Consider the following 21,269-nt stretch of genomic DNA (forward strand, 5'->3'; position numbering starts at 1 on the left):
TGTTTCGGCGGTTGCGAAGGGGTTGGCTGAACGGGCGGCCAGTTTGACCGCAGCGGGAGAGTTTGCGATATCTGGCGCGTATGGATCGATAGGATCCGCGGAGGGCAGCATGCGGGTCGAACGGGTCGGGGTCATCGGCGCGGGCCTCATGGGGAGCGGCATCGCGCAGGTCGCGGCGTACCACGGCTGCGATGTGACGCTCGTCGACGTCGACGAGACGCGGGTGGCGAAGGCGATCGAGGGCATTCGCGGCCGGCTCGCGCGGGAGGCTGAGCGGGGACGCATCAGCCCGGAATCGGCCGAGGCAGCGGCGGAGCGGCTCCGCGGGGCGGCCGACATCGACGAGCTGCGTTCGGTCGCGCGCGTCGAGGCGGTCATCGAGGCGGTCGTGGAGGACATCGACGTGAAGACGAGGCTGTTCCGGCGGCTCGGCGAGGTCTGCCGGCCCGACGCCCTGCTCGCGAGCAACACCAGCTCGCTGCCGCTGAGCGACCTCGCCGCCGCATCTGGCCGGCCCGAGCGGGTCATCGGCCTGCATTTCTTCAACCCGCCGTGGGCGCTGAAGCTGGTCGAAATCGTCTCGACGGCGTCGACGACGGAGGAGACGCTGCAGGACGCGCTGCAGTTCTGTCAGCAGCTCGACCGGGTGACGGTGCAGGTGAAGGATACGCCGGGCTTCATCGCCAACCGGCTGCTGGTGCCGTTCATCTTCGACGCCATCGAACTGCTGCAGACCGGAGTAGCATCCGCGGAGGACATCGACCTCGCCTGCCGGGTGGGCCTGAACCACGCCATGGGGCCGCTCGCGACGGCCGACCTCATCGGGCTGGATACGCTGAAGGCGATCGCGGAGAGCATGTTCGAGGAGTACGGCGAACCGCGGTTCAAGGCGCCGACGCTGCTGCGCCGGCTGGTGAGCCTCGGCCACCTCGGACGGAAGACCGGGCGCGGCTTTTTCCGCTACGGCTGAACGGGCATCGTCTGCCGGATGCCCGCGATTTCGTCGAGGATGGCGAGGCACTCTTCGTCGGTGTTGTAGAAGTGCGGGGCGATGCGGATGCCGGCCCCGGGGCGGTGGTCGATGACGAAGCCGCGGCGGATGAGCTCGTCCTTCACCTGTTCGGCGCCCGGGAAGTCGACGGTGACGTGGTTGCCGCGGCGAGCCGGGTCGAGCGGGGTGCGAACGGTGAGGCCGCGCGCGAGCGCACCGTCGATGAGCAGCTGTGACTGGTGCAGCGCCTTTGCGCGGATTGCTTCGACGCCGACGTCGCGGATGATGCGGTAGCCTTCGCGCGCCTGGTAGATGGCGGGCATGTTGGGCGTGCCGCCGAGGAACCGGCCGATGCCGGGCGCGTAGACGATCGGCGGCGGCTCGAAGCCGAACGGGCGGGCGTGGGAGAACCACCCGGCCATGCGCGGTTCGAGCCGCTCGACGAGGTCGGGCCGGACGTAGAGGTAGCCCGCTCCGGGCCCGCCGCAGAGCCATTTGACGGACCCGCCGACGAGGAAGTCGACGCCCAGTTCCATCACGTCGAAGGGGACCGAGCCCATCGACTGGTAGGCATCGAGGACGACGAGCGCGCCGTACTCGTGCGCGCGTTCGACGATGGGGCGGACGTCGACCAGTTCGGCGGTCCGGAAGAGGACGTGCGAGACGACGACGAGGAGCGTCCGGTGGTCGATGGCCTCCAGCAGCTGCTCAGCGGGCAAGGAGAGCGGGTCGGCCCCGACGCGGACGACTTCGGAGCCGAGACGGCGCTGGCCGTCGAGGAGATACTCGACGGTCGGGAACTCGCCGGCGCAGCAGACGAGCCGGTTCCGCGGCGGTTCGTAGTCGAGGCAGGAGAGGATGGCCGCCAGCGCGTTGGTGACGTTCTGGCACATGGTCATGGAGCCGCGGGGTGCGCGGATGATGTCTTCGAGGATGGCGGCGACGCCCGCGACTTCCGGGAGCCAGGTGTCCCAGGCAACGACGCCTTCTTCGGCCCAGAGGCCGGTGTACTCGGCGAGCGCGGCCGGGACCGTATCGGGCATCGCGCCGAGCGAGTTGTTGATGAGGTACGTCTTCTTCGCGAGGATCGGGAAGCGTGACCGCCAGGAAAGCAGATCGGGCATGCCCGAGAGCATGCCCGATGAACGGTGCGCGGGGAAGCGGATGCGCGCCTAGCGCGGGAGGCCGACGTAGACTTCGCCGTTTTCCACCTTGACCGGATAGGTCTGCATGTCTTCGGCGGTGAGCGTCGGGCGGGCGAACTTCGGCACCGGGAACGCCTGGTACGGCATCGGGATGAAGCGGAGGAGCCGGAACAGCTTCGACTGGATGCCGCCGAGGAACGGGTGCTCGTTGTTGAACTGGCTGGAGAACGGCTGGCGGACGACCTTACCCGTCTCGAGATCGAACCGCGCGCCGTGGAACGGGCACATGATGCAGTTGTCCTTGATCGGCTCGGGCCGGATCGGCGAGCCGGGGAAGCCCGCGAGAGGCAGCCGGGCATGCGAGCAGAGGGCGTTGAGCGCGTGAACGGTTTCGCCGGTGCGGACGAGCACGACGCGCTGGGCGCGGGCGCGCACCTCCTTCGGCAGGCCGTCGGGGAAGTCGCGCAGGAGGCCGACCTTCGCCCAGCGGGTCATCTGCGCGTGCGGGCGGATCTCCTTCGCGCGGATCGGCACCGGGGCATCGAGGCCGAGGAGCGGCGACACGACGACCTGCATGAGCCCGCCGGAGATGAGGCCGGCGACGAGCAGCACGATGCCCCCGAGCGTGTTGTCGGACGCGGTGACCGGGTCGCCGGGGAAGAAGAGCAGGATGATGCCGCCGGCGATGAGCCCGATACTCGCGATTCCCCACGTGCCGAGGATGGAAACACCAAGGAAAGCCAGGGCAGGTGACACGGGCAAACCTCCGACGGGATACTACCCCGCTTGTGCAGAATTGCGCAAAGTTTCGGCTGACCGGGTGAGCAGATCAGGCACCGGACAGCTGTTCCGAGAGGCCTTCGAGCAAAACGCGCACCCGTTCTGGGGCAGCGAGGTGCTGGCGGATGCGCGATTCGAACTCCCGGCGGTCGGGCGACTGCGACCAGCGCTTCCAGTCGCCGAGGCCGAACCAGGTGCTGATGACGACGATGTTGTGGGGGTCTTCGCTGTCGCGGAGAGTCTCTCCCGAGATGTAGCCGGGCTCATCGAGGCAGCGGATGCGCAGCTGCCGCAGGAGTTCGAGGACGTTCCGTTCCCGGCCCGGGAGCACGCGGCGTTCGATGACGACTTTGACGGCCATCTGCTACCTCTCGGCAAGCGAGCGATATGCGCGGCGGAAGTAAATGAGGGGCGCGCGGTCCGGGTCGAACCGGGCGCCGACGACGCGGCCGACGACGATGGTGTGGTCGCCGCCCGGCAGCGCTTCGTGGAGTTCGCAGTCGAGCTGGGCGATGGCGCCGGGGATGAGGGGACAGCCCGTCACCCAGCGCTCGGTCGGGATGGACGGGTCGAAGGCGGGCGCGGGGTCGCGGCCGGAGGTCGCGAAGTACTTCGAGACGTCTTCCTGGCCCTCCGCGAGAATGCTGATCGCGAACCGCCCGGACTGGCGAATCATCCGCGGCAGGTGGTTGGTGTCGGCCAGGCTGACGAGGACGAGGACCGGATCGACCGAGAGGGAGGAGAAGCTGGAGACCGTGATGCCGTAGACGAGCCCGTCGAGCTCGGTCGTGACGACCGTGACGCCCGAGGCCCAGGAGCCGAGCGCACCCTTGAAGTCGTCGATGGAGAGGGTCGGAGCAGTCATGGCAGTCAGGCCGGCGGGAGCGACGGGACCATGTCCCAGAGCGCGTGGACGGTCGTCTCGACGAAGTACCGCGCGAGCGGCAGGGAGGCGATGAGGGTATCCATTTCGCGCGCGTCGGCGGCGTCGTAGATAGCGAGCACGCCGATGCCGGCTTCGCGGTAGATCGCCCGGATTTTGCCCTGGTCGTACTGGACTTTCACGGCGCGCAGCTGCTCGGCGACGAGGGCCTGCCACTGGTCGGAGGGCATATCGTGCGGCTGCCGGGAAACCAGCCGGACAGAAAACAGCATGTCGGGCTCCTGGGGGTTGGACGTGGCTGCAAGTATAGCCGCGCCCGATGAGCGGGGCGAAACGGCGGGACTACTACCGGGCGAGGAGGATGAGGGCGGCGGCGACGCCGTAGGTGATGACGGCGATGCGGAGCCAGCGCTGCCCGAGCCGCCGCGCGAGCCCCGCGCCGAGGTAGCCGCCGGCCAGCGCGCCGGCCGCCATCACCAGCACCGCACCCCATGCGACTGGCCCGAAGAGCGCGAAATAGGCGACCGCGGCGAAGTTGATGACGGCCGAGAGGAGGCCTTTGAGGGCGTTCGAGTGCTGGAGGTCGTCCGGGAGCAGGATGGCGAGGGTGGCGAGCATGATGATGCCGAGCCCGCCGCCGAAGTAGGCGCCGTAGATGGCGAGCACGAAGACCGCGGCCAGGAGCGGCAGCGTGACCCGCGCTTCGCCCCCGGGCGGCGGATGGGCGGTCCGGGCCAGCCGGGAGAGCGGGCCCTGGAACGCCATCACCCCGCAGGCGAACAGGATGAGGAACGGGACGATAGCGTCGAAGGCGGATTCCGGGGTCAAGAGGAGGATGGCCGAGCCGGCGAGGGAGCCGGCGATGCACGGCGCGGCGAGGGCGATGACGCGCCCCCGCTGGCGGCGCAGCTCGCCGCGGTAGCCGATGCTCCCGCCGACGTAGCCGGGCCAGAGCGCGACGGTGTTCGTCACGTTCGCGGCTTTCGAGGGGTAGCCGGCCGCCAGCAGCGCGGGGAAGCTGACGAGGGAGCCGCCGCCCGCGACGGCGTTGATGGCCCCGGCCGCAAAAGCTGCAGCGGCCAGTCCCAGGCCGGTGAGAAGGTCCATGCGCGGGTTACGCTGGCAAAGAGCGCCTCTACGCGCCAGAGGCGCTAGGCTCGGGAGGATGGCGCGTCCGCTCTTGACCTTCGACCTCGACGGTGTGCTCTGTCGGCCGCCGTTCGGCATCAACCCGGGAAGCGGGCGACATAAGCGGCGGGATGCGCAGGGGAAAGGCGGCATCCTTTGGCTTACCGAGGGCTGGCGCTACCTCGGCCGGAAGCCGATGCCGGGCGCGCTCGAGGCGTTCTCCCGGCTTTCCGAGATGTTCGAATGCGTGGTCGTGACCGCGCGGGGCGAGCAGGCGCGGCCGCTGACCGAACGCTGGTTCCAGCGATACCTCGGCCGCGTCCCGCGCATCGAAATGCGGCCGTCGCCCGCGGAGACGTCCGCCCAGTTCAAGGCCCGGGTCGTCGGCGGGCTCGGCCCGCTGGCGCACTTCGAGGACGACCCGTTCACGGCGACGTGGCTGGCGGAGCTGCTGCCGCGCGTCTACCTGGTCGACTGGGGGCGAAACCGGTGGCTCGCCGGGCCGAACATCACCCGCGTGCGGTCGGTCAGCGAAGCGGTGGAGGAGCTCGTGCGGCTGGCTCAGGAGGGGCGGCCGGCGAGCTGACCGAGGAGGGCGCGCCGGAGCAGCAGCATCGCCGTCGTGACGGCGCGGCGCTTCACCGCCTGGCGGCCCTGGTTCATCGAGGTCGTCAGGACGTACGTTTCGCCGTCGGGGGTGGCGACCGCCACGTGGACCGTGCCGGGCGGGATGCCGTCCTGCGGGTCCGGGCCGGCGACCCCGGTGATGCCGATGCCGTAGTCGGTGCCGATCCGCTCCCGGGCGGCGGCTGCCATCGCCTTCGCCGTCTCCTGCGAGACGACGCCGTGCTCCGCGATGACCTCGGCGGGCACCCCGAACGCGATCTTCTGCTCGGTCTGGTAGGTGACGAGGCCGGCGATGAAGTAGGAGCTGGCCCCGGGCACGTCAGTCAGCGTGCTCGAGAGGAGGCCGCCGGTGCACGACTCCATGACGGCGAGGGTAGCGCGCCGCTCGTGCATGAGGTCGGCGATATGGCCTTCGAAGGTGTCGTCGTCTTTGCCCCAGATGGCGTTGCCGAAGATGCGCTCGAGCTCTTCTTCGACGGGGCGGATGCGCGCCCAGGCCTCTTCGCGGGTGCGTGCCTTGGCGCCGATGCGGAGGTGGACGCCGTCGGCGCGGGCGTAGGTGCCGATGCCGATGCCGGGGGTGGCGTAGAGCGGCCGCGCCATCTCGTCGACGGTGCCTTCGCCGATGCCGACCGTCTTGAGCGTGCGGGTGACGAGCACCTCGCCGGCGAACCGGCGCTCGAGTTCCGGCGCGACCTCCTTCGTCCACATCCGCTCCATCTCGGCGGGGACGCCGGGCATGCAGATGATGAGGTGGCCGTCCCGTTCGACCCACCAGCCCGGCGCCGTGCCGCGGGGGTTTTCGATGGGGCGCGCGCTGGGGATGAGCCAGGCCTGCTTGATGTTCGATTCCGGCATCGGGTAGCCGCGCCCGGCGAACCAGGCGCGGACGCGCTGCTCGAGGTCCGGGTCGACGTACGGCTCTTCGCCGAGGACGCGGGCGACGCCCTCGCGGGTCAGGTCGTCATCGGTCGGGCCGAGGCCGCCGGTCGTGATGACCAGGTCGGAGCGGTTCCACGCGCGCTCGAGCGTCTCGACGATGCGGCCCAGGTTGTCGCCGACGACCGACGTGTACAGCAGGTCGATCCCGAGCTCCGGGAGTCGCTGGGCGATATAGGCGCTGTTGGTATCGACGATTTCGCCGAGGAGGATCTCGGTGCCGATGGCGATGATTTCTGCCTTCACGGCCGGCAAGTCTACGTCCGGTCAGTCGGCGGGGGAAGCGCCGCCGGACAGCCGCCCGACTTCGCGCTGGAGCTGGGCGAGCCCCATCGGTCCGAGGTCGAGCGCCGCCTTGTGCCACGCTTTGAGGTCGAACGCGGAGCCGAGCTGCCGCCGGGCGCGGTCGCGCGCGTCGAGCCAGCAGCGCTCGCCCACTTTGTAGCTGATGGCCTGGCCGGGCATGCCGAGGTAGCGGATGACCTCGCTCGCCATGAAGTCGGGCGGGAACTGGGAGCGTTCGTCGCAGAACTGCTGGCCGAGGCCGGCGTTCCAGCGCTCGCCCGGGTGGAAGTCCTGCCCGCGCGGGATATCGAGCTCGAGATGCATGCCGATATCGACGATGACGCGGACGGCCCGGAGCGCCTGGGCGCGGAGCATGCCGAGGTAGTAATCGGGCACTTCGAGGTAGCCGAGCTCGGCCATGAGCCGTTCGGCGTAGAGTGCCCAGCCTTCGACGTACCCGGAGGTTCCGCCGAGCAGGCGCTGGAAGCGCGAAAGCCGGTCGGCAAGGTACTTCGCGTTGGCGCGTTCGAGGTGGTGGCCGGGGACGCCCTCGTGGTAGGCGATGGAGACTTCGCCCCAGAGCGGGAAGCGGGTCTTGCCGCCGGTGGGATACCAGGTCCGGCCGGGGCGGGAGAAGTCTTCGGAGGGCGGGGTGTAGTACATCGCGAGGGCGCCGCCGGGCGGGGCGATCATCGCTTCGATGCGCTTCACCGGTTCGGGAATGTCGAAGTGCCGCCCATCGAGCTCGGCGATCGTCCGGTCCTGCAGGTCCTGCATCCACTGGCGGAAGTTTTCGACCCCTTCGATCGCCCGGGAGGGGTCGCGTTCGAGGAAGTCGCGCGTCTCGGCGATCGTAGCGCCGGGGAGAATCCGCTCACAGGTCGCCCGCATCTCGGCCTCGATGCGGTGGAGTTCATCCCAGCCCCAGCGGTAGGTCTCGAGGAGGTCGAGTTCGATGCCGTTGAAGACGCGGGCGGCGAGCTGATACCGGTCGGGGCCGACGCCGTCGCGGTCGGTCGCTGCGGCGGCGAACGGCCCGGCGAGGAACGCGGCGAATTCGAGCATCGCGGCCGCTGCAGTATCGGCGGCGCGCGCGAGGTCGTCCCGGAGTGCCGCGGGGAGGTCCGCCGGCGCGTCGGCCGCGAGCCGCTGGAAGTAGCCGGGGCCGCCTTCGCCGGCGTAGACGCGGAGCTGGCGGATGGCCTCCGCGACCTGCCGGCGGGGGCTGGGAATGCCGCGGGCGAGCGCTTCTTCGAGGAGCTGGCGGTAGCAGGCGAGCGCCGCGGGGTACGCGGCCATGCGCCGCGCGATGACGGCCCAGTCCGCCTCCACTGCGCGGGGCATGAGGTCGAACACCATGCGCATCGTCGTCGCGGGGTTGCGGAAGCCGCTCAGGTAGAAGTGCTCGCCCGCATCGTCGAGCGCATCGCGGAGCTCGAGGTATTCGAGCATGCCGTCGCGGGCGATGCGGTCGCGGTCGTCCGCCGGCTCGGCGGCCGCGAGGAGGCTGCGGTAGCGCTTCCGGAGGCTGGCGAGAGCGGCGTACCCCTCGGGGCTGTAATCGGTCAGCCGGTCGTCGTGGCCGGGGACGCCCATCATCGTGGCGGCGACCGGGTCGGCGGCGGCGAGTTCGTCGACGAACTGGCTGGCGAGGTCGTAGATGCGGGTCACGGCAACCTCCGGGCGGGCCCTGTGGGAGATAGCGGAGTTCTACGCCCCGGGCGCGGCTGCTGCCAGCCGCCGGAGGTCCGCGACGGCTGCTGGCGTGCCGGCGATGACCGCTCCGGAACGGAGCGACGCGGGTTCGGCGCCCGGCCCCACGACGACGCCGCCCGCTTCGCGGACGATGACGAGCCCGGCGGCGACGTCCCACGGCTGGAGGTCGGCGTGGACGTAGAGGTCCCACCAGCCGGCGGCGAGGCCTGCGAAGCCGAGGGCAGCGGACCCCGGGATGCGCAGCGACTGCATGCCGGGCCAGAGGCGGGACGCCAGCGCGAGCTGGCCGCGGGCGCGCTCGGCGTCGTAGCCGAGGTCCATCGCGAGGACGGCCTCAGCGACGCTGCCGCACGGGCGGAGCCGCGCGGGCGCGCCGTCGACGAAGCAGCCGCTCCCGGCGACTGCGGCAACCTCGAGGCCGGTGATGGGATGGGTCGTGAGGCCGAGCAGCGGCACGTCGTCGAAGCAGAGGGCGAGCGTGAAGGCGAAGTGGGACAGGCCGCGGGAGAAGTTCTTCGTCCCGTCGATGGGGTCGATGACCCACATCCAGCCCGCGGAGCGGGTCGCCGCGGCTGTCTCCTCGCTGAGAATGGCATGGCCCGGGAACCGTTCGCGAAGAAATTCGATGACGGCGCGCTCGACGGCGACGTCGGTTTCGGTGACCACGTTGCCGCGGCCTTTGACCGCGCTGACGGGTGCGCGGCCGGCAGCGGCGCGGGCGATATCTCGGGCCAGGCGGGCGCAGGCGCGCGCCGCCTCGAGCGCCGGGGTGCCGTCCGGAGCGACCGGCAGCGGCGGCGGAGCGTCGTTCACGGGCCGCGCTTCCTCAAGGCGCGGGCGCTCACCGAGAGAGCGGCGCTCCAGCGGTCGATGCCGACGCGGTGCTCGCGCGGGAGGCGGTCGCGCGGGGAGGCCTCCTTCGCAGCGAGGTCGGCCGGGAGCCCCCCGGGGTCGCCCGGGAATCCGCAGGCGACGACGGCAAGGATGCGGACGCCCGGCGGCGCCTCGAAGGCGGCGCTGGCGGCGGCCTCGTCGAAGGCGGCCATCGGATGGGCGGTGAGGCCGACCGCTTCGGCCTGCAGCATCAGGAATCCCAGCGCGATACCGACGTGGAGAGGATACAGCTCGCGGGGCGAGTGCCCCGGCGTGTCGATGGTGACGTCGTGCGCAGGGTCGGCCGCGAGGGCGAACAGCAGCGGGGCGGCGGCCGCCCAGTGTTGATTGCCCGGGTTGAGCGCGGCGATGAGCCGTTGCCGGGCGGGCTCCGATGCTGCCACGAGGACGCGGGTCGGCTGGGTATTGCCGTGGCTGGGAGCAAGCGCGGCGGCTTCCCAGAGCAGCTCCTGGAGGCCGGCCGGGACCGGGTCGGGGCGAAAGGCGCGGCCGGCGCGCCGGGTGCGGATCGCGGGGAGGAGGCCGTCCACGGCGAACATGGTGGCACAGGCGCAGGGAGGCAGCTACCGTGAGGCCGTGCGCTGTGCGGGCATCGATCTCTCGTGGACGGGGCGGCGGCCGTCGGGGTTCGCGCTGGTCGAGTCCGATGGCCGCGTCGCCACGTGGACGGCGGTCGCCGGGCCGGGGGACGCAGCGGCATGGCTCGGCTCACTCGAGCCGCCGGTGGTCGCCGGTATCGATGCGCCCCTCTCGGCGGAGCCGGGACGGACGGCCGAGGCCGAACTCGCGCGGGGGCTCGGCCGCTCGGGGGTGATGGCCTACCAGGTCGGGGGCGATTTCCTGGAACGGAAGGGGTTTACTGCTGGACCTGCGCTGGGTGGACTGCTGCGCGCGGCCGGCTGGGAGCTGGCGCCATCGCCCGGGCGCGCCGCGGGGCCGCGGGTGGCGTTCGAAACGTTCCCGCGGGCGCTGACGGTGACCGTGATGGGCGCGGCGCGCCCGCCGGCGTACAAGCGCGGCACGCTCGCAGGGCGGCAGGCGGGACTGGCGGAGTATGCCAACCTCCTGAGGTCCGCCCTGGGACGGCGGGGCCTCGAGCTGGACATCGAGCCGCCGGCAGTGACGGCCGGGAGCTGCGCCACCGGGCGGGCGCTCAAGGAGCTGGAGGACCGGCTGGATGCGGCGGCGTGTGCGCTGGCGGCGTGGGTCGCCGCCTACGAAGGATTGCAGCCCGGCGACCTGTTCGGCAGCGCGGCCGGGGGGCTAATCGCGGTGCCGGGGGCGGCTGCTACATCCGCTCGGGAGCGGACATCCCCATGAGCCCGAGCACCCGGGCGAGCGCGATCCGCGCCGCGAGCACGAGCCGGAGGCGCGCCCGGCTCAGCTCCGCATCCTCGGTGATGACCTTGAGTGACGGGTCGTTCTGCTGCTTGAACGCGTCGTTGAAGGCGTGGAAGGCGGTCGCCAGATCCTGCGCGTAGTGCGGCAGATGCTGCGGTTCGAACCGGGTCGCGACGTTCTCGATGACGTCGGCCAGCTGCATCATCTCGCGGATGAGCGCGAGCTCGTGGGGCGCCGTCAGGAGGCGCACGTTGCCGCCGTCGGGGGTCAGCCCCTGCTCCCGGGCGCGTTCGAGGATCGAACAGAGCCGGGCGTGAGCATACTGGACATAATAAACGGGATTCTCCGAGGACTGCTTGACCGCGAGGTCGAGGTCGAAGTCCATCTGGGCGCCCGGGGAGCGGAGCAGGAAGAAGAAGCGGGCAGCATCGGCGCCGACCTCTTCCACCAGCTCATCGAGGGTGATGATCTCGCCGCTCCGTTTCGAGAGGCGGACGACCTCGCCGCCGCGCTTCAGGGTGACGAGCTGGTAGAGGAGGATCTGGAGGGCCTCCGGGTCGGCGCCGACGGCCTTCGTCGCGGTCTTGAGGCGCGAGACATGGCCGTGGTGGTCGGCGCCCCAGACGTCGATGACGAGGTCGAAGCCGCGCCGGAGGAATTTGTCCCAGTGGTAGGCGATATCGCTGGCGTAGTAGGTTGGGCGGCCGTCGGAGCGGACGACGACGTTGTCCTTGTCCTCGCCGAGCTCGCTGGAGGCGAACCAGAGGGCGCCGTCGCGCTCGACGAGCATCCCGGCATCGCGGAGGATGGCCATCGCCTGTTCGTAGGCGCCGCCGGGTTCATAGAGCGACTTCTCCGAGTACCAGCGGTCATACCGGACGCCGAAGCTTTCGAGTGTTTTCCGGATGCGGCCGACCATGAGCTCGATCCCGAGCTGGCCGAGCTCGGGCGGCATCGGTTCGCCCGGTGGCCGGAGGAAGGCGTCGCCGTGGCGCGCGCGGACTTCCTCGGCGAGCTCGACCATGTACGCCCCGGGGTAGCCGTCCTCGGGCAGCGGCACGTCGCGGCCGAAGAGCTGCTGGTAGCGCGCGTAGAGCGTCTCGGCGAAGTTGTCCGTCTGGGTGCCGGCGTCGTTGATGTAGTACTCGCGCTCGACCCGGTAGCCGGCAGCGGCGAGCGCGTTCGCGAGGGCGTCGCCGATCGCGGCGCCCCGGCCGTTGCCGACGTGGAGCGGGCCCGTCGGGTTGGCGGAGACGAATTCGACCTGGGCCGAGCGGCCAGCGCCGAGCTGGAGGTCGGCGTAGGCCGGGCCGGCCGCGATGATGTGCTCGACCTGGTCCTGCAGGAAGGCCTGGGAGAGGCGGAAGTTGATGAAGCCCGGCGGCGCGACCGCCGGCGGCTCGATCGCCGGGTCGGCCGGGAGGTGGTGGACGATCGCCCGAGCGATATCGAGCGGAGGCCGCATCGCGGCGCGCGCGAGCCGGAGCGGGAGCGTGGAGGCGAAGTCGCCGTTGGCCGGGTCCTTGGGCCGTTCGATGGCAGCGCCCGGGATGGCGACGTCCGGCAGGTCGCCGGCCGCGACAGCGGCTTTGGCGGCCGCGGCGACGAGACCTTCGAGGTACGGGCGGATGGTGCGGGTATCGGGCATCGAGCCTACAGCGTACGGTGGCTCGGACGATTGCGCATCGGCTCCGCGCTGCAGGCAAAGGGGAAGCGGTGCTCCCGGGCGAGCTGCGCGACCTCGTCCGCGGCTGCGCGGGCGCGCTCCACGAGGTCGTCCGGGTAGCCGTACTTTTCGCGATGCGCTTCGAACTCGTCTTCGTCGAGGAGCTCGATGCAGCCGGTGGGATAGACCTTCACGTCGAGGTCCAGGTCCACGTAGCCGATCTGGCAGCCGTCGAACGTTGGCGGCGTGGTGACGTTGCAGTACCAGAGTGCGGTCGGGCAGCCCGGGCGGGAGAGGCGAAAGACGTTGTACCAGCGGTCGCGCCAGAAGTAGACGACGGAGTCGTACGGCGAGCGGAATTCGCCGCGGGAGGTGTAGATGGGCGTCCGGGCGCGGTAGGACGTGATGAGGAGGTTGCCGTCGTCGGCGACCACGCGGAAGGGCTGAATCCAGTGGGCGGTGCCGTCGTACTTCGTGGCCCGGAGGAGGACCCGGCTCCCGGGAGTGGCGCGAGCGCTGCGGACGTCCATTTCCGGATGATACATGCCGGTGCGCCCGCCGAGGCCGAACTTACGTGAAGTTCTTCGAAAATACTGGCTGGTAAGCCAGCCAATTCTTAATCGTTGATGAAGACGAGCCCGGACACGAGCCCGGCGAGGAGCGCGATGACCGCGAGGATGTAGCAAAAGGCCACGGCGCCGGGGTCGAACGATTCGCGCACGTCGGTGTGCATCGGGGCGGCGTTCGGGTCGGCGGGGGCGTGGTGATGGTCGGCCATGGCTCCGGGCTCCTGTCAGAGGCTGTCAGCAGGACGGATTCTCCCTTGCCCGGTGCTTTTGGTCATCTCAATTCGGCCTGTAAGGTGGATGACATGCAGCAGCGCAGGAAGCAGTTCGTGCGGAAGGTGCTCGTCGTGCCGGAGGCCTTCGAACGGTACTGCGCAGACTTCAACGCCGGGCGGTTCTACGAGGCGCACGAGCACCTCGAGGAGGTCTGGCAGTTCGAGCGCGGGCCGGTGCGCGACTTCTACAAGGGGCTCATCCAGGCGGCGGCTGCCTGCGTCCACCTCTCGCGGGGCGGCTACCCCGGGGCGCGACGGCTGCTGCAGACGGCCGGGGCGTACCTCGCGCCCTACCGCCCGGGGCCAGTCATGGGGATGGAGGTGGAACCTTTGGCGGCCTGGCTGACGTTTGCACTGGAGACGCTCGAAACGCTCGGTGCTGCCGGCATCCAGCGATTCCCGCTGGATGCGCGGCCCGTGCTGGCCTTCGACCCGGCGGCGCAAGCCGCGGAGGCGCAGCGCTGGAAGGCGTGGGGATTCGACGAGACCGGAAAGGCGCTCCGCATGGAAGTCACCGTGGCTGCCTGACGCGCCCCGGCTCATCAACAACGGCCCGCCCGGCGGGCCTCGACCCGAGTTCGAATGGGGGAATCGCAATGAACGAATTCGACGACGTCGTCATCGATGCGCGCGATGTGGTGAAGACGTATGACACCGGCACCGTGCAGGTGCAGGCGCTCCGCGGCGTAAGCCTGCAGGTCCGCCGCGGCGAAATGGTCGCCATCATGGGGCCGTCCGGCTGCGGCAAGACGACGCTGCTCAACTGCTTCTCGGGCCTGGACGAGTTCGATTCTGGCGCCGTGTACATCGCCGGGCAGGACATCGCGCACATGCCGGACGACCGGAAGACCGAGTTCCGGGCGCGGGACATGGGGTTCGTCTTCCAGACGTACAACCTGCTGCCGGTGCTCAGCGCGGTGGAGAACGTGGAGCTGCCGCTCATCGTCTCGGGGACGCGGCCGAAGGTCGCGCGCGAGCTTGCGCTCGAAGCGCTGGACCGCGTCGGTCTGCGGGCCTGGGCGAACCAGCGGCCGGCGCAGCTGTCCGGCGGCCAGCGCCAGCGCGTCACCATCGCACGGGCGCTCGTGAACCACCCGTCGATCGTCTGGGCCGACGAGCCGACGGGAGCGCTCGATTCGAAAACGGCCAACGAGATCATGGATCTCATCGTCGAGCTGAACGCAGCCGAGCGGCAGACCTGTGTCATCGTGACGCATGACCCGAAGGTCGCGGCCCGCTGCCACCGGACGATCCACATGGCCGACGGCGTCATCGTCCGGGAGGACAGCCGCGAGGCGATGCAGGCGGCGGCCGCGGCGAGCGGCGCGGAGTAACGACCCATGAACGAACTGTTCGGCGTTTCGATGACCGTCATCGCCTCCGTTTGCGTGGCCGTGACGGTGCTCATCTTCGCGGCGATCGGCTGGATCGCCTGGCGCAACCCCGTCATGTTCAAGATGGGGCTGCGCAACATCCCGCGCCGGAAGGCGCAGACGGCGCTCATCGTCGTGGGGCTGATGCTCTCCACGCTCATCATGAGCGCCGCGTTCGGCACGGGGGATACGCTGACGTCGTCCGTGAGTTCCGAGGTGTACGGCATCCTCGGCGAGGCAGACGAGTGGATTTCGTGGGATGCGCAAAAGAACCCCGCACCGCAGGAGGAGCAGGTCATCCCGCTCGCAACGGTCGATGACTGGAAGCAGCGGCTCGCCGGCGACCCGGACATCGAGGCGATCGTGCCGCTCCAGCGCGAGACGCTCCCGGTGTTCAACACGAGGACACGGCTCAACGAGCCGTCGTCGCGTATCGTCGCCTTCCGGGAAGCGGATGCGGCGGCGCTCGGGGGCCTGCGGGACACCTCCGGCGCGGCTGTCCAGCTGACGGGGCGGAGCATCGCCATCAACGAGGACCTCGCCAGGCAGATCGACGCCCGGGTCGGCGATGCGGTGCTGCTGTTCTACCAGGGGCAGCCGGTCGAGTTCACGGTCGTCGCCATCACGCCGTCGAACGTGCTCTCCGGGGCGGTGGACCCGTTCGCGATGCGCGGCGGGACGGTCGCGTTCGACACCTTCGTCCAGCTCACCGGGCGGGGCGAAGTGGCCGACGCCGTCATCGTCTCGAACGTCGGCGACGCGCACGGGGGCCTGAAGCGCTCGGATGCCGTGACGGAGCGGCTGGAGCAGCTGCTCGAGGGCACGCCGTACCGCGTCATCCCCATCAAGCAGCGGCTCGTTTCCACGGCCGAGCTGGTCGGCTCGGCGTTCACGGCGATTTTCGTGGTGTTCGGGCTCTTCTCGATCGCCGCGGGCATCCTGCTGATCTTCCTCATCTTCGTGATGCTGGCGGCCGAGCGGAAGCCGGAGATCGGGATGGCGCGCGCGGTCGGCGCGAAGCGCCGGCAAATCGTCGAATCCTTCCTCGCCGAAGGGATGGGGTACGACCTCGGGTCGGCCGTCGTCGGGCTGTTCGCGGGGATGGGCGTGACGGTGGCGATGGTGCAGGTCATCCAGTACTTCGGCGGCGAGAGCCTCGGGCTGAACCTGACGATCCAGTTCACCCTCCGGAGCATGGTGACGGCATTCTGCCTCGGCATCATCGCGACCTTCCTCGTCATCCTCGTCGCCTCGTGGCGCGCGAGCCGGATCAACATCACGGCGGCGATCCGCGACCTGCCGGAAACGAGCCCGGTCGACCCGGAGGCTTCGACCTGGCGCGGCTACTACCGGGCGGCCATCAACGGCATCGCGGCGTTCAGCCTGCCGATCGGGGCGGCGTTCTTCCTGTTCGGCGCGCCGGGCGTCGCACTGGGGCTGCCGCTCGTCGTCCTCGGCCTGGTCAGCCCGTGGTTCTACCTGCTGCGGAACTCGGACGTCGCCGCGCCGCGGGCGAAGCGGACCGGCGAGCCGGCGCCCCGCTGGCCGTGGCTGCTGGGCATCTTCCTCCCGGTCGTCGGCTGGCTGCTCATCCTGCCGTGGTATGCCGCGGCGCTGCTGCTGGTGCGCGTGGTTCGCGACCGGAAACCCGACGCGCTGCCGCGCTGGCTCGCGGTCGGTGCGCTGGCCGCCTGGCCGCTGGCGTTCGTCGCGGCGCTGCTCCAGACGTGGAGGGTGCGCGTGCCCTGGACGGCAGCGACGGCCATCGCATTCGGCATCGCGGGCGTCGCGCTGACCTACGGCGGCCTCGACCGAGACAGCGCGTTCTTCTTCCTGCTCGGGGTCTCCACCATCTTCCTGTGGGCCGCGGTCACCCTGCGGTATTTCGGAGTCTCCGAACGGCTGGCGTTCACGGCGACGAGCGCGTTGCTGCTCGCCCTGTGGTATGTGCCGAGCCAGTGGCTCGAGCCGATTACGGGGCCGCTCGAGGGCGACATCGAGATGTTCTTCCTCAGCGGCGTCGTGATGGTGACCTGCGGGGTGTTCATCGTCGTCTACAACGCCGACATCGTGCTGCCCGCGCTGGCGAGCCTTGGCAGCCGCTTCGGACGGATCGTCCCCGCGCTGAAGACCGCCGTGGCGTATCCGCTGACGTCGCGGTTCCGGACGGGCATGACGATGGCGATGATCGGGCTCATCATGTTCTCGCTCGTCATGATGTCGACCATCAACACGAATTTCGCTTCGCTCTTCCTGAACGACGAGGCGAAGGGCGGATTCGACGTGGTCGGCTCGGTGAACGAGAACAACCCGATCGACGACCTCGGCGCGGCGCTCACCGCGGCGGGCGTCGACACTTCGCCGATCGAGGCGACCGGCATCGCCCGGGTAGCCAACCCGCAGGAGGTCGAGGTCGAGAACCGCGACGGGTTCGTCAACACCGATGACGGCCAGGTGGCTCCGTACAGCCGGGTGAAGATCTTCGGCGTCGATGCCGGGTTCCTCGATGCACAGGAGCTGAAGCTGAAATACCGGGCGGCGGGGTACGCCACCGACTCGGACGTTTGGGCCGCGCTGGCAAGCGAGCCGAATCTCGCCCTGGTGCCGGCCGACATCACGGCCTCGCAGCAGGGATTCGGCGGCAACAACCTGCGCCTCCGGCTCAAGCCGCTGGCGGATGGCTTCGAACCGTTCACGCTGGACCTGCGGGACCCGGGGACGGGGGAGGTCACGACCGTGACGGTCATCGGCCAGCTGAAGGAGTCGGCGGACACGTTCTTCTCGCTGGGAAGCCCGGACTTCGGCACCGGCCTCGTGGTCACGGAGCAGACGCTGGCGCGGGCGTTCCCTGCGGCGCGCGGTCAGATGTTCTTCCTGAAGCTGCGCCCGGAGACGGACAGCGAAGTCTACGCCAAGCAGGTCGAAGGGGCGCTGGTGCAGGCTTCCGCGGATTCGCTGGACAAGCTGCTCGCCGACCAGCAGCGGCAGCAGACCGGCTTCCTGCTGGTCTTCCAGGGCTTCATGGGGCTCGGGCTCATCGTGGGCATCGCGGCGCTCGCCGTCATCGCGTCCCGTGCGGTGGTGGAACGCCGCCAGCAGATCGGAATGCTGCGGGCCATCGGGTATCAGCGGCGCATGGTGGCGCTCAGCTTCCTGATGGAATCCGGCTTCATCGCGATCGCCGGCATCTTCGTCGGACTCGTACTCGGGCTGTCGCTCGCCTGGGTGCTGTTCACGACGGGCGACTTCGGTGATGGCACGGAGCAGATTGATTTCGCGGTGCCGTGGCTGCAGATTGCGGTCATCTGCGGGATCGCGTTCGGCGCCTCGATGCTGATGACGGTGCTGCCGGCGCGCAGCGCTTCGCGGGTGCCGGTGGCCGAGGCGCTGCGGTACGAATAGGCCGGCAGCGGCCCCTCAGGGCAAAGCGAACGGGGCTCCCTTTCGGGAGCCCCGTCGTTTTGGATGCGTCCGGCCGAATCGGCCCGGTCGGGTCAGCTGGGCCGGGCGAAGAACCGGCCGATGTTCACGACGACCCGCTCGCGGAGGAGCGAGGCCGCCTTGCGCTGCTCAGGGTCGACGAGCTCCTCGTGCTTGCGCGCGGGAGAGACCCGGGTGCGGGCGTATTCTTCGCGGAACCGCGCCTCGGGCGTCGGCTCGTGGACCTGCGTCAGGTAGGTCAGGGTCATCGGGTCGAGGTTCATGTGGCACCTCCGTGCACGGTGTTTGTGCGTTCCTTCACAACCACCGTAGCACAGCGTGGAGGCGATTTCGTTACGGATTGGAAAATTTCAGCCCGATGTTGCCGATTCCCATGGCTGCCATAGACCGAAGACATAGCCGTCCGGGCCCATGACGGAGCATTCGAGCCTGCCTTCGAACTCGTACGGCTGCGCGATGGCCTGGGCGCCGAGCCGGAGGGCCGTCCGGTAGGCGGCCAGCACATCCGGCACGCGGAAAATCAGCTCCGCGCCGATGCCGCGGGCGACACCCTCTCGGGCCAGGGCGTGAAACCACGGGTGGCCCCGGAAGGTTTCGTCGGCGTGGATCTCCACCCGGCAGCCGGGGGCGCGCAGTTCGGCATACCCGGGATGCCGGGCGACCGGCTCGGCGCCGGCTACCGCGGCGAGGAAGTCGGCAAGGGCCCCGACGTCGGTGGCCCAGAGGACCAGGCGGAACTCCGCGTCGCTGCTCACGCCCGAACCGTCGCCCGCGCGTAATCCTGTGTCAAGTGTGAAGAAATATACTCGTCATAATCGCCCTGCGGGCCGGAAGCGCGGCAGCGTGACATCGTCGTACCGCTCGAAGACCACCTCGACAGGCATGCCGACCCGGATGTCCTCGTTGGCAACGTCCACGAGGTTGGTCGGCAGGCGCGGGCCTTCTTCGAGTTCGACGATGGTGACGTTGTAGGGGACCTGAAACGCAGGGTGGTAGCGCTGGTGCATGATGCCAAAGGTGCGGACCGTGCCGCGGCCGCTGGCGGCCTCCCAGCTGAATCGGTCGGAAAGGCAGGCATCGCAGTGCTGGCGGGAGGGCAGCCGCCACGTGCCGCAGTCGGCGCAGCGCATGAGCATCAGGCGGCCCTCGGCCGCGCCATCGAAGAACGGGCGGGACGCCTCGTCGGGCTCCGGGACGGGAATCTGGGGCTGGGTCATCGGTCGCTCCTCGGTCAGGCGGGGTGGGGGCTGAGGATGAGGCAAGCGTGGTAGCTGAGGCTCCCGCCGTTGCCGGTGACGAGAATGAGGTCGTTCTTCGCCTGGCGCTCGCCGCCGTGGCCGCGGCCCTGGATGACGGCCTCGCTGAGCGGCGTCATGCCCCACATGTAGTAGGCGGAGAGTTCGCCGCCGCCGGTGTTCGTCGGGAGCGACCCGCCCGGCCCGAGCTTGCCGTCTTCGACGAAGGGGCCGCCCTCGCCCTTCTTGCAGAATCCGTAGTCCTCGAGGGTGACGAGGACGGTGTAGGTGTAGCAGTCGTAAATCTGGCACTGGGTGAAGTCGGCCGGGCCGACGCCGGCCATGCGGTACGCCGTTTCGGCGGCAAATTTCGCGCCGGTTTCGGTCTCCCAGTCGGATCCTGCGCGGCCGCTGTCGCCCGGGTGGCCCTGGCCCATGCCGTGGATGTAGACGGGCGGCTGGGGCATCTCCTTCGCCCGGTCGGCCGGGCTGACGATGACGGCGACGGCGCCGTTCGAGACGAGGCAGCAGTCGAGCAGGTGCAGCGGCTCGATGATCCAGCGGGACGCGTGGTAGTCCTCGAGGGTGATCGGCTCGCGCATCTGGGCGAGCGGGTTCATCGTCGCCCACTGCCGCTGGCCGACGGCGATGATGCCGAGGTGGTCCTGCTTCGTGCCGTAGAGGGCCATGTGGCGGCGCGCGGCGAGCGCGTACGGCGTGTTGGCGCCGAAGTAGCCCGCCGCGGCATAGAGCCCGGCCATGCCGCGCGGGCGCTGGGGGTTGCGCGCGGCGCCTCCGTAGGCTGCGCCTGCGGAGGTGCCCTCCTTGAGCGGCGCATCGGCGAAGACGCAGACGACGTGGGTCGCCATCCCGGCGTGAATGGCCATGGTCGCGTACTGGACCATCTGGGCAGCGGTGGAGCCGGCGGCGTTCATGTGGTTCAAGAGGCGGAGATTGCGGAGGCCAAGGTAGTTCTGGAGCCCGAGGGTGAGGCCGCCGCCGGTCGTGCCGGTGATGCCGGCGTTGATGAGCAGGCCGTCGATGTCGTCTTTCTTCAGCCCGGCGTCGGCGATCGCCTTCGCCACGGCTTCGGCCGCGAGTTCGCTCGTGGACCTGTAGATGCGGCCCATGGGGGTCATGCCGAGGCCGGTGATGGCCGCGGCGCCGCGCAGCGGATGTGGCATGGGTGCTGTCTCTCCTTCCGCCGGCCCATTCTACCGGCGGGTTTCAGAGGCGGTAGCGCTCGAGGTCGCGGGCGACGAGGGTATCGCGCAGGTGGTCTGCCGAAACCCCGGCACCGAGGTGGGTCAGGATGAGGCGGGCGCCGGGCTGCATGCTGTCCCGCAGGCGGGGGATGTCGTCGACGAGGTTGAGGTGGATGGGCACCTTCTCGTCGACCGAGGAGCACTCGGCCACCAGCACCTCGGCGTCGCGGGCCATCCCCACGATAGCGTCGCAGAAGCCGGTGTCGCCGGTGTAGGCGAACGTGCGCCCTCCCAGTTCGCCGACGTAGCCCAGGTTGAGGCTGAGGCGGGCATCGTGTTCGACGCGGCGGGCCGTGAGCCGGAGCCCTTCGATCTCCGCAGCCTGCCCGTCGGCGAGTTCGACCCAGCGCAGCTCAAAGGCGATATCGAACAGGCCCGGGTAGACCGAGCGGCCGATCGCCGTTGCAAGGTCGCGCGTGCCGGGCGGGCCGACGATGACGGCGGGCCGGGACCGGCCGAAGTACTTCCAGTGCAGGAGGATGAAGGGCAGGCCGAGGAAGTGGTCGCCGTGGTGGTGGCTGAGGATGACGGCGTCGAGCCCGTCCAGGTCGATCCCCATCCGGTTGAGCGACTGGAGCGCCTGGGGCGGCGCCTCGAAGAGGAACCGCCCCCCGGCGACGAATCCGTTCCAGCAGAGCCCGCCCGGGGCGAAAGCGTTGCCGGTGCCGATGAAGGCGAGGTCGAGCGCGGTCATCGGCGGCATGGTAGCTGGCGGACGG

General features: G+C 70.0%; 24 protein-coding genes. 6 read left to right on the plus strand and 18 right to left on the minus strand.

Features of this window, described 5'->3' with window-relative positions:
* The first annotated feature begins 109 nt into the window (after window positions 1-109).
* Window positions 110-970, plus strand: coding sequence for a 3-hydroxyacyl-CoA dehydrogenase family protein (locus tag N2041_RS02795; protein WP_297675595.1), 861 nt, complete (start codon window positions 110-112; stop codon window positions 968-970).
* Here N2041_RS02795 and N2041_RS02800 read toward each other — a convergent pair.
* The 6 genes from N2041_RS02800 to N2041_RS02825 form a co-directional block, all read right to left on the minus strand.
* Window positions 961-2,115, minus strand: a complete 1,155-nt coding sequence (locus N2041_RS02800; RefSeq protein ID WP_297675597.1) for an aminotransferase class V-fold PLP-dependent enzyme — start codon at window positions 2,113-2,115, stop codon at window positions 961-963. The two genes, N2041_RS02795 and N2041_RS02800, sit on opposite strands and share 10 nt — an antisense overlap.
* Before the next feature lie 48 nt (window positions 2,116-2,163).
* Window positions 2,164-2,892, minus strand: coding sequence for a Rieske (2Fe-2S) protein (locus tag N2041_RS02805; protein ID WP_297675599.1), 729 nt, complete (start codon window positions 2,890-2,892; stop codon window positions 2,164-2,166).
* 73 nt (window positions 2,893-2,965) lie between these two features.
* Complete coding sequence (locus tag N2041_RS02810; protein ID WP_297675600.1) at window positions 2,966-3,277, minus strand: putative quinol monooxygenase; 312 nt, start codon at window positions 3,275-3,277, stop codon at window positions 2,966-2,968.
* A 3-nt stretch (window positions 3,278-3,280) separates the two neighbouring features.
* Complete coding sequence (locus tag N2041_RS02815) at window positions 3,281-3,781, minus strand: flavin reductase family protein (protein ID WP_297675602.1); 501 nt, start codon at window positions 3,779-3,781, stop codon at window positions 3,281-3,283.
* A gap of 5 nt (window positions 3,782-3,786) precedes the next feature.
* A complete protein-coding gene (locus tag N2041_RS02820; protein WP_297675604.1) occupies window positions 3,787-4,071 on the minus strand; it encodes a muconolactone Delta-isomerase family protein in 285 nt (94 codons plus the stop codon).
* A 73-nt stretch (window positions 4,072-4,144) separates the two neighbouring features.
* A complete protein-coding gene (locus N2041_RS02825) occupies window positions 4,145-4,906 on the minus strand; it encodes a sulfite exporter TauE/SafE family protein (RefSeq protein WP_297675606.1) in 762 nt (253 codons plus the stop codon).
* 58 nt (window positions 4,907-4,964) lie between these two features.
* Between N2041_RS02825 and N2041_RS02830 the strand changes: the two genes are divergently transcribed.
* Entirely contained in the window at window positions 4,965-5,513 is a 549-nt protein-coding gene (locus N2041_RS02830) for a hypothetical protein (protein ID WP_297675607.1), read from the plus strand.
* On the opposite strand, the gene N2041_RS02835 is transcribed toward N2041_RS02830, so the two are convergent.
* The 4 genes from N2041_RS02835 to N2041_RS02850 are packed head-to-tail and all read right to left on the minus strand — an operon-like array spanning window position 5,489 to window position 9,918.
* Entirely contained in the window at window positions 5,489-6,739 is a 1,251-nt protein-coding gene (locus N2041_RS02835) for a competence/damage-inducible protein A (protein WP_297675609.1), read from the minus strand. The genes N2041_RS02830 and N2041_RS02835 overlap by 25 nt on opposite strands.
* A gap of 21 nt (window positions 6,740-6,760) precedes the next feature.
* Window positions 6,761-8,449: a DUF885 domain-containing protein gene (locus N2041_RS02840; RefSeq protein ID WP_297675610.1), complete on the minus strand. Its 1,689-nt coding sequence runs from the start codon at window positions 8,447-8,449 to the stop codon at window positions 6,761-6,763.
* Window positions 8,450-8,488: 39 nt separating this feature from the next.
* Window positions 8,489-9,307: an inositol monophosphatase gene (locus N2041_RS02845; protein ID WP_297675612.1), complete on the minus strand. Its 819-nt coding sequence runs from the start codon at window positions 9,305-9,307 to the stop codon at window positions 8,489-8,491.
* The gene (locus N2041_RS02850; RefSeq protein ID WP_297675614.1) at window positions 9,304-9,918 is read right to left on the minus strand and encodes a nitroreductase family protein; all 615 of its coding nucleotides are present in this window, start codon (window positions 9,916-9,918) and stop codon (window positions 9,304-9,306) included. The genes N2041_RS02845 and N2041_RS02850 overlap by 4 nt, the downstream gene beginning before the upstream one ends.
* 46 nt (window positions 9,919-9,964) lie before the next feature.
* Between N2041_RS02850 and N2041_RS02855 the strand changes: the two genes are divergently transcribed.
* Window positions 9,965-10,708, plus strand: coding sequence for a DUF429 domain-containing protein (locus N2041_RS02855; RefSeq protein WP_297675615.1), 744 nt, complete (start codon window positions 9,965-9,967; stop codon window positions 10,706-10,708).
* Here the strand turns inward: N2041_RS02855 and argS are convergent.
* The 3 genes from argS to N2041_RS02870 all read right to left on the minus strand — a co-directional run bounded on the left by argS (window position 10,677) and on the right by N2041_RS02870 (window position 13,173).
* A complete protein-coding gene (gene argS / locus N2041_RS02860; RefSeq protein WP_297675617.1) occupies window positions 10,677-12,377 on the minus strand; it encodes an arginine--tRNA ligase in 1,701 nt (566 codons plus the stop codon). The genes N2041_RS02855 and argS overlap by 32 nt on opposite strands.
* Before the next feature lie 5 nt (window positions 12,378-12,382).
* Window positions 12,383-12,925, minus strand: a complete 543-nt coding sequence (locus tag N2041_RS02865; RefSeq protein WP_297675618.1) for a DUF402 domain-containing protein — start codon at window positions 12,923-12,925, stop codon at window positions 12,383-12,385.
* Window positions 12,926-13,011: 86 nt separating this feature from the next.
* Window positions 13,012-13,173, minus strand: coding sequence for a hypothetical protein (locus N2041_RS02870; protein WP_297675619.1), 162 nt, complete (start codon window positions 13,171-13,173; stop codon window positions 13,012-13,014).
* A 93-nt stretch (window positions 13,174-13,266) separates the two neighbouring features.
* Between N2041_RS02870 and N2041_RS02875 the strand changes: the two genes are divergently transcribed.
* From N2041_RS02875 to N2041_RS02885, 3 genes are all read left to right on the plus strand, one after another.
* Window positions 13,267-13,764, plus strand: coding sequence for a DUF309 domain-containing protein (locus N2041_RS02875; protein WP_297675621.1), 498 nt, complete (start codon window positions 13,267-13,269; stop codon window positions 13,762-13,764).
* Between the two features lie 68 nt (window positions 13,765-13,832).
* Window positions 13,833-14,570 carry an ABC transporter ATP-binding protein gene (locus tag N2041_RS02880; protein WP_297675622.1) on the plus strand — a complete coding sequence of 246 codons (738 nt, stop codon included), beginning with the start codon at window positions 13,833-13,835 and terminating at the stop codon, window positions 14,568-14,570.
* Between the two features lie 6 nt (window positions 14,571-14,576).
* A complete protein-coding gene (locus tag N2041_RS02885) occupies window positions 14,577-18,011 on the plus strand; it encodes an FtsX-like permease family protein (RefSeq protein WP_297675624.1) in 3,435 nt (1,144 codons plus the stop codon).
* A gap of 92 nt (window positions 18,012-18,103) precedes the next feature.
* Here the strand turns inward: N2041_RS02885 and N2041_RS02890 are convergent, their stop codons facing one another.
* The 5 genes from N2041_RS02890 to N2041_RS02910 all read right to left on the minus strand — a co-directional run bounded on the left by N2041_RS02890 (window position 18,104) and on the right by N2041_RS02910 (window position 21,244).
* A complete protein-coding gene (locus N2041_RS02890; RefSeq protein ID WP_297675625.1) occupies window positions 18,104-18,313 on the minus strand; it encodes a hypothetical protein in 210 nt (69 codons plus the stop codon).
* An 87-nt stretch (window positions 18,314-18,400) separates the two neighbouring features.
* Window positions 18,401-18,805 carry a hypothetical protein gene (locus N2041_RS02895; protein WP_297675627.1) on the minus strand — a complete coding sequence of 135 codons (405 nt, stop codon included), beginning with the start codon at window positions 18,803-18,805 and terminating at the stop codon, window positions 18,401-18,403.
* Window positions 18,806-18,859: 54 nt separating this feature from the next.
* Complete coding sequence (locus tag N2041_RS02900) at window positions 18,860-19,267, minus strand: OB-fold domain-containing protein (RefSeq protein ID WP_297675628.1); 408 nt, start codon at window positions 19,265-19,267, stop codon at window positions 18,860-18,862.
* A 14-nt stretch (window positions 19,268-19,281) separates the two neighbouring features.
* Window positions 19,282-20,469: a thiolase family protein gene (locus N2041_RS02905; protein WP_297675630.1), complete on the minus strand. Its 1,188-nt coding sequence runs from the start codon at window positions 20,467-20,469 to the stop codon at window positions 19,282-19,284.
* 43 nt (window positions 20,470-20,512) lie between these two features.
* Complete coding sequence (locus N2041_RS02910; protein ID WP_297675632.1) at window positions 20,513-21,244, minus strand: MBL fold metallo-hydrolase; 732 nt, start codon at window positions 21,242-21,244, stop codon at window positions 20,513-20,515.
* Window positions 21,245-21,269 lie beyond the last annotated feature (25 nt).

It is taken from the genome of Tepidiforma sp. (genome assembly GCF_026419595.1).
GTDB lineage: Bacteria > Chloroflexota > Dehalococcoidia > Tepidiformales > Tepidiformaceae > Tepidiforma.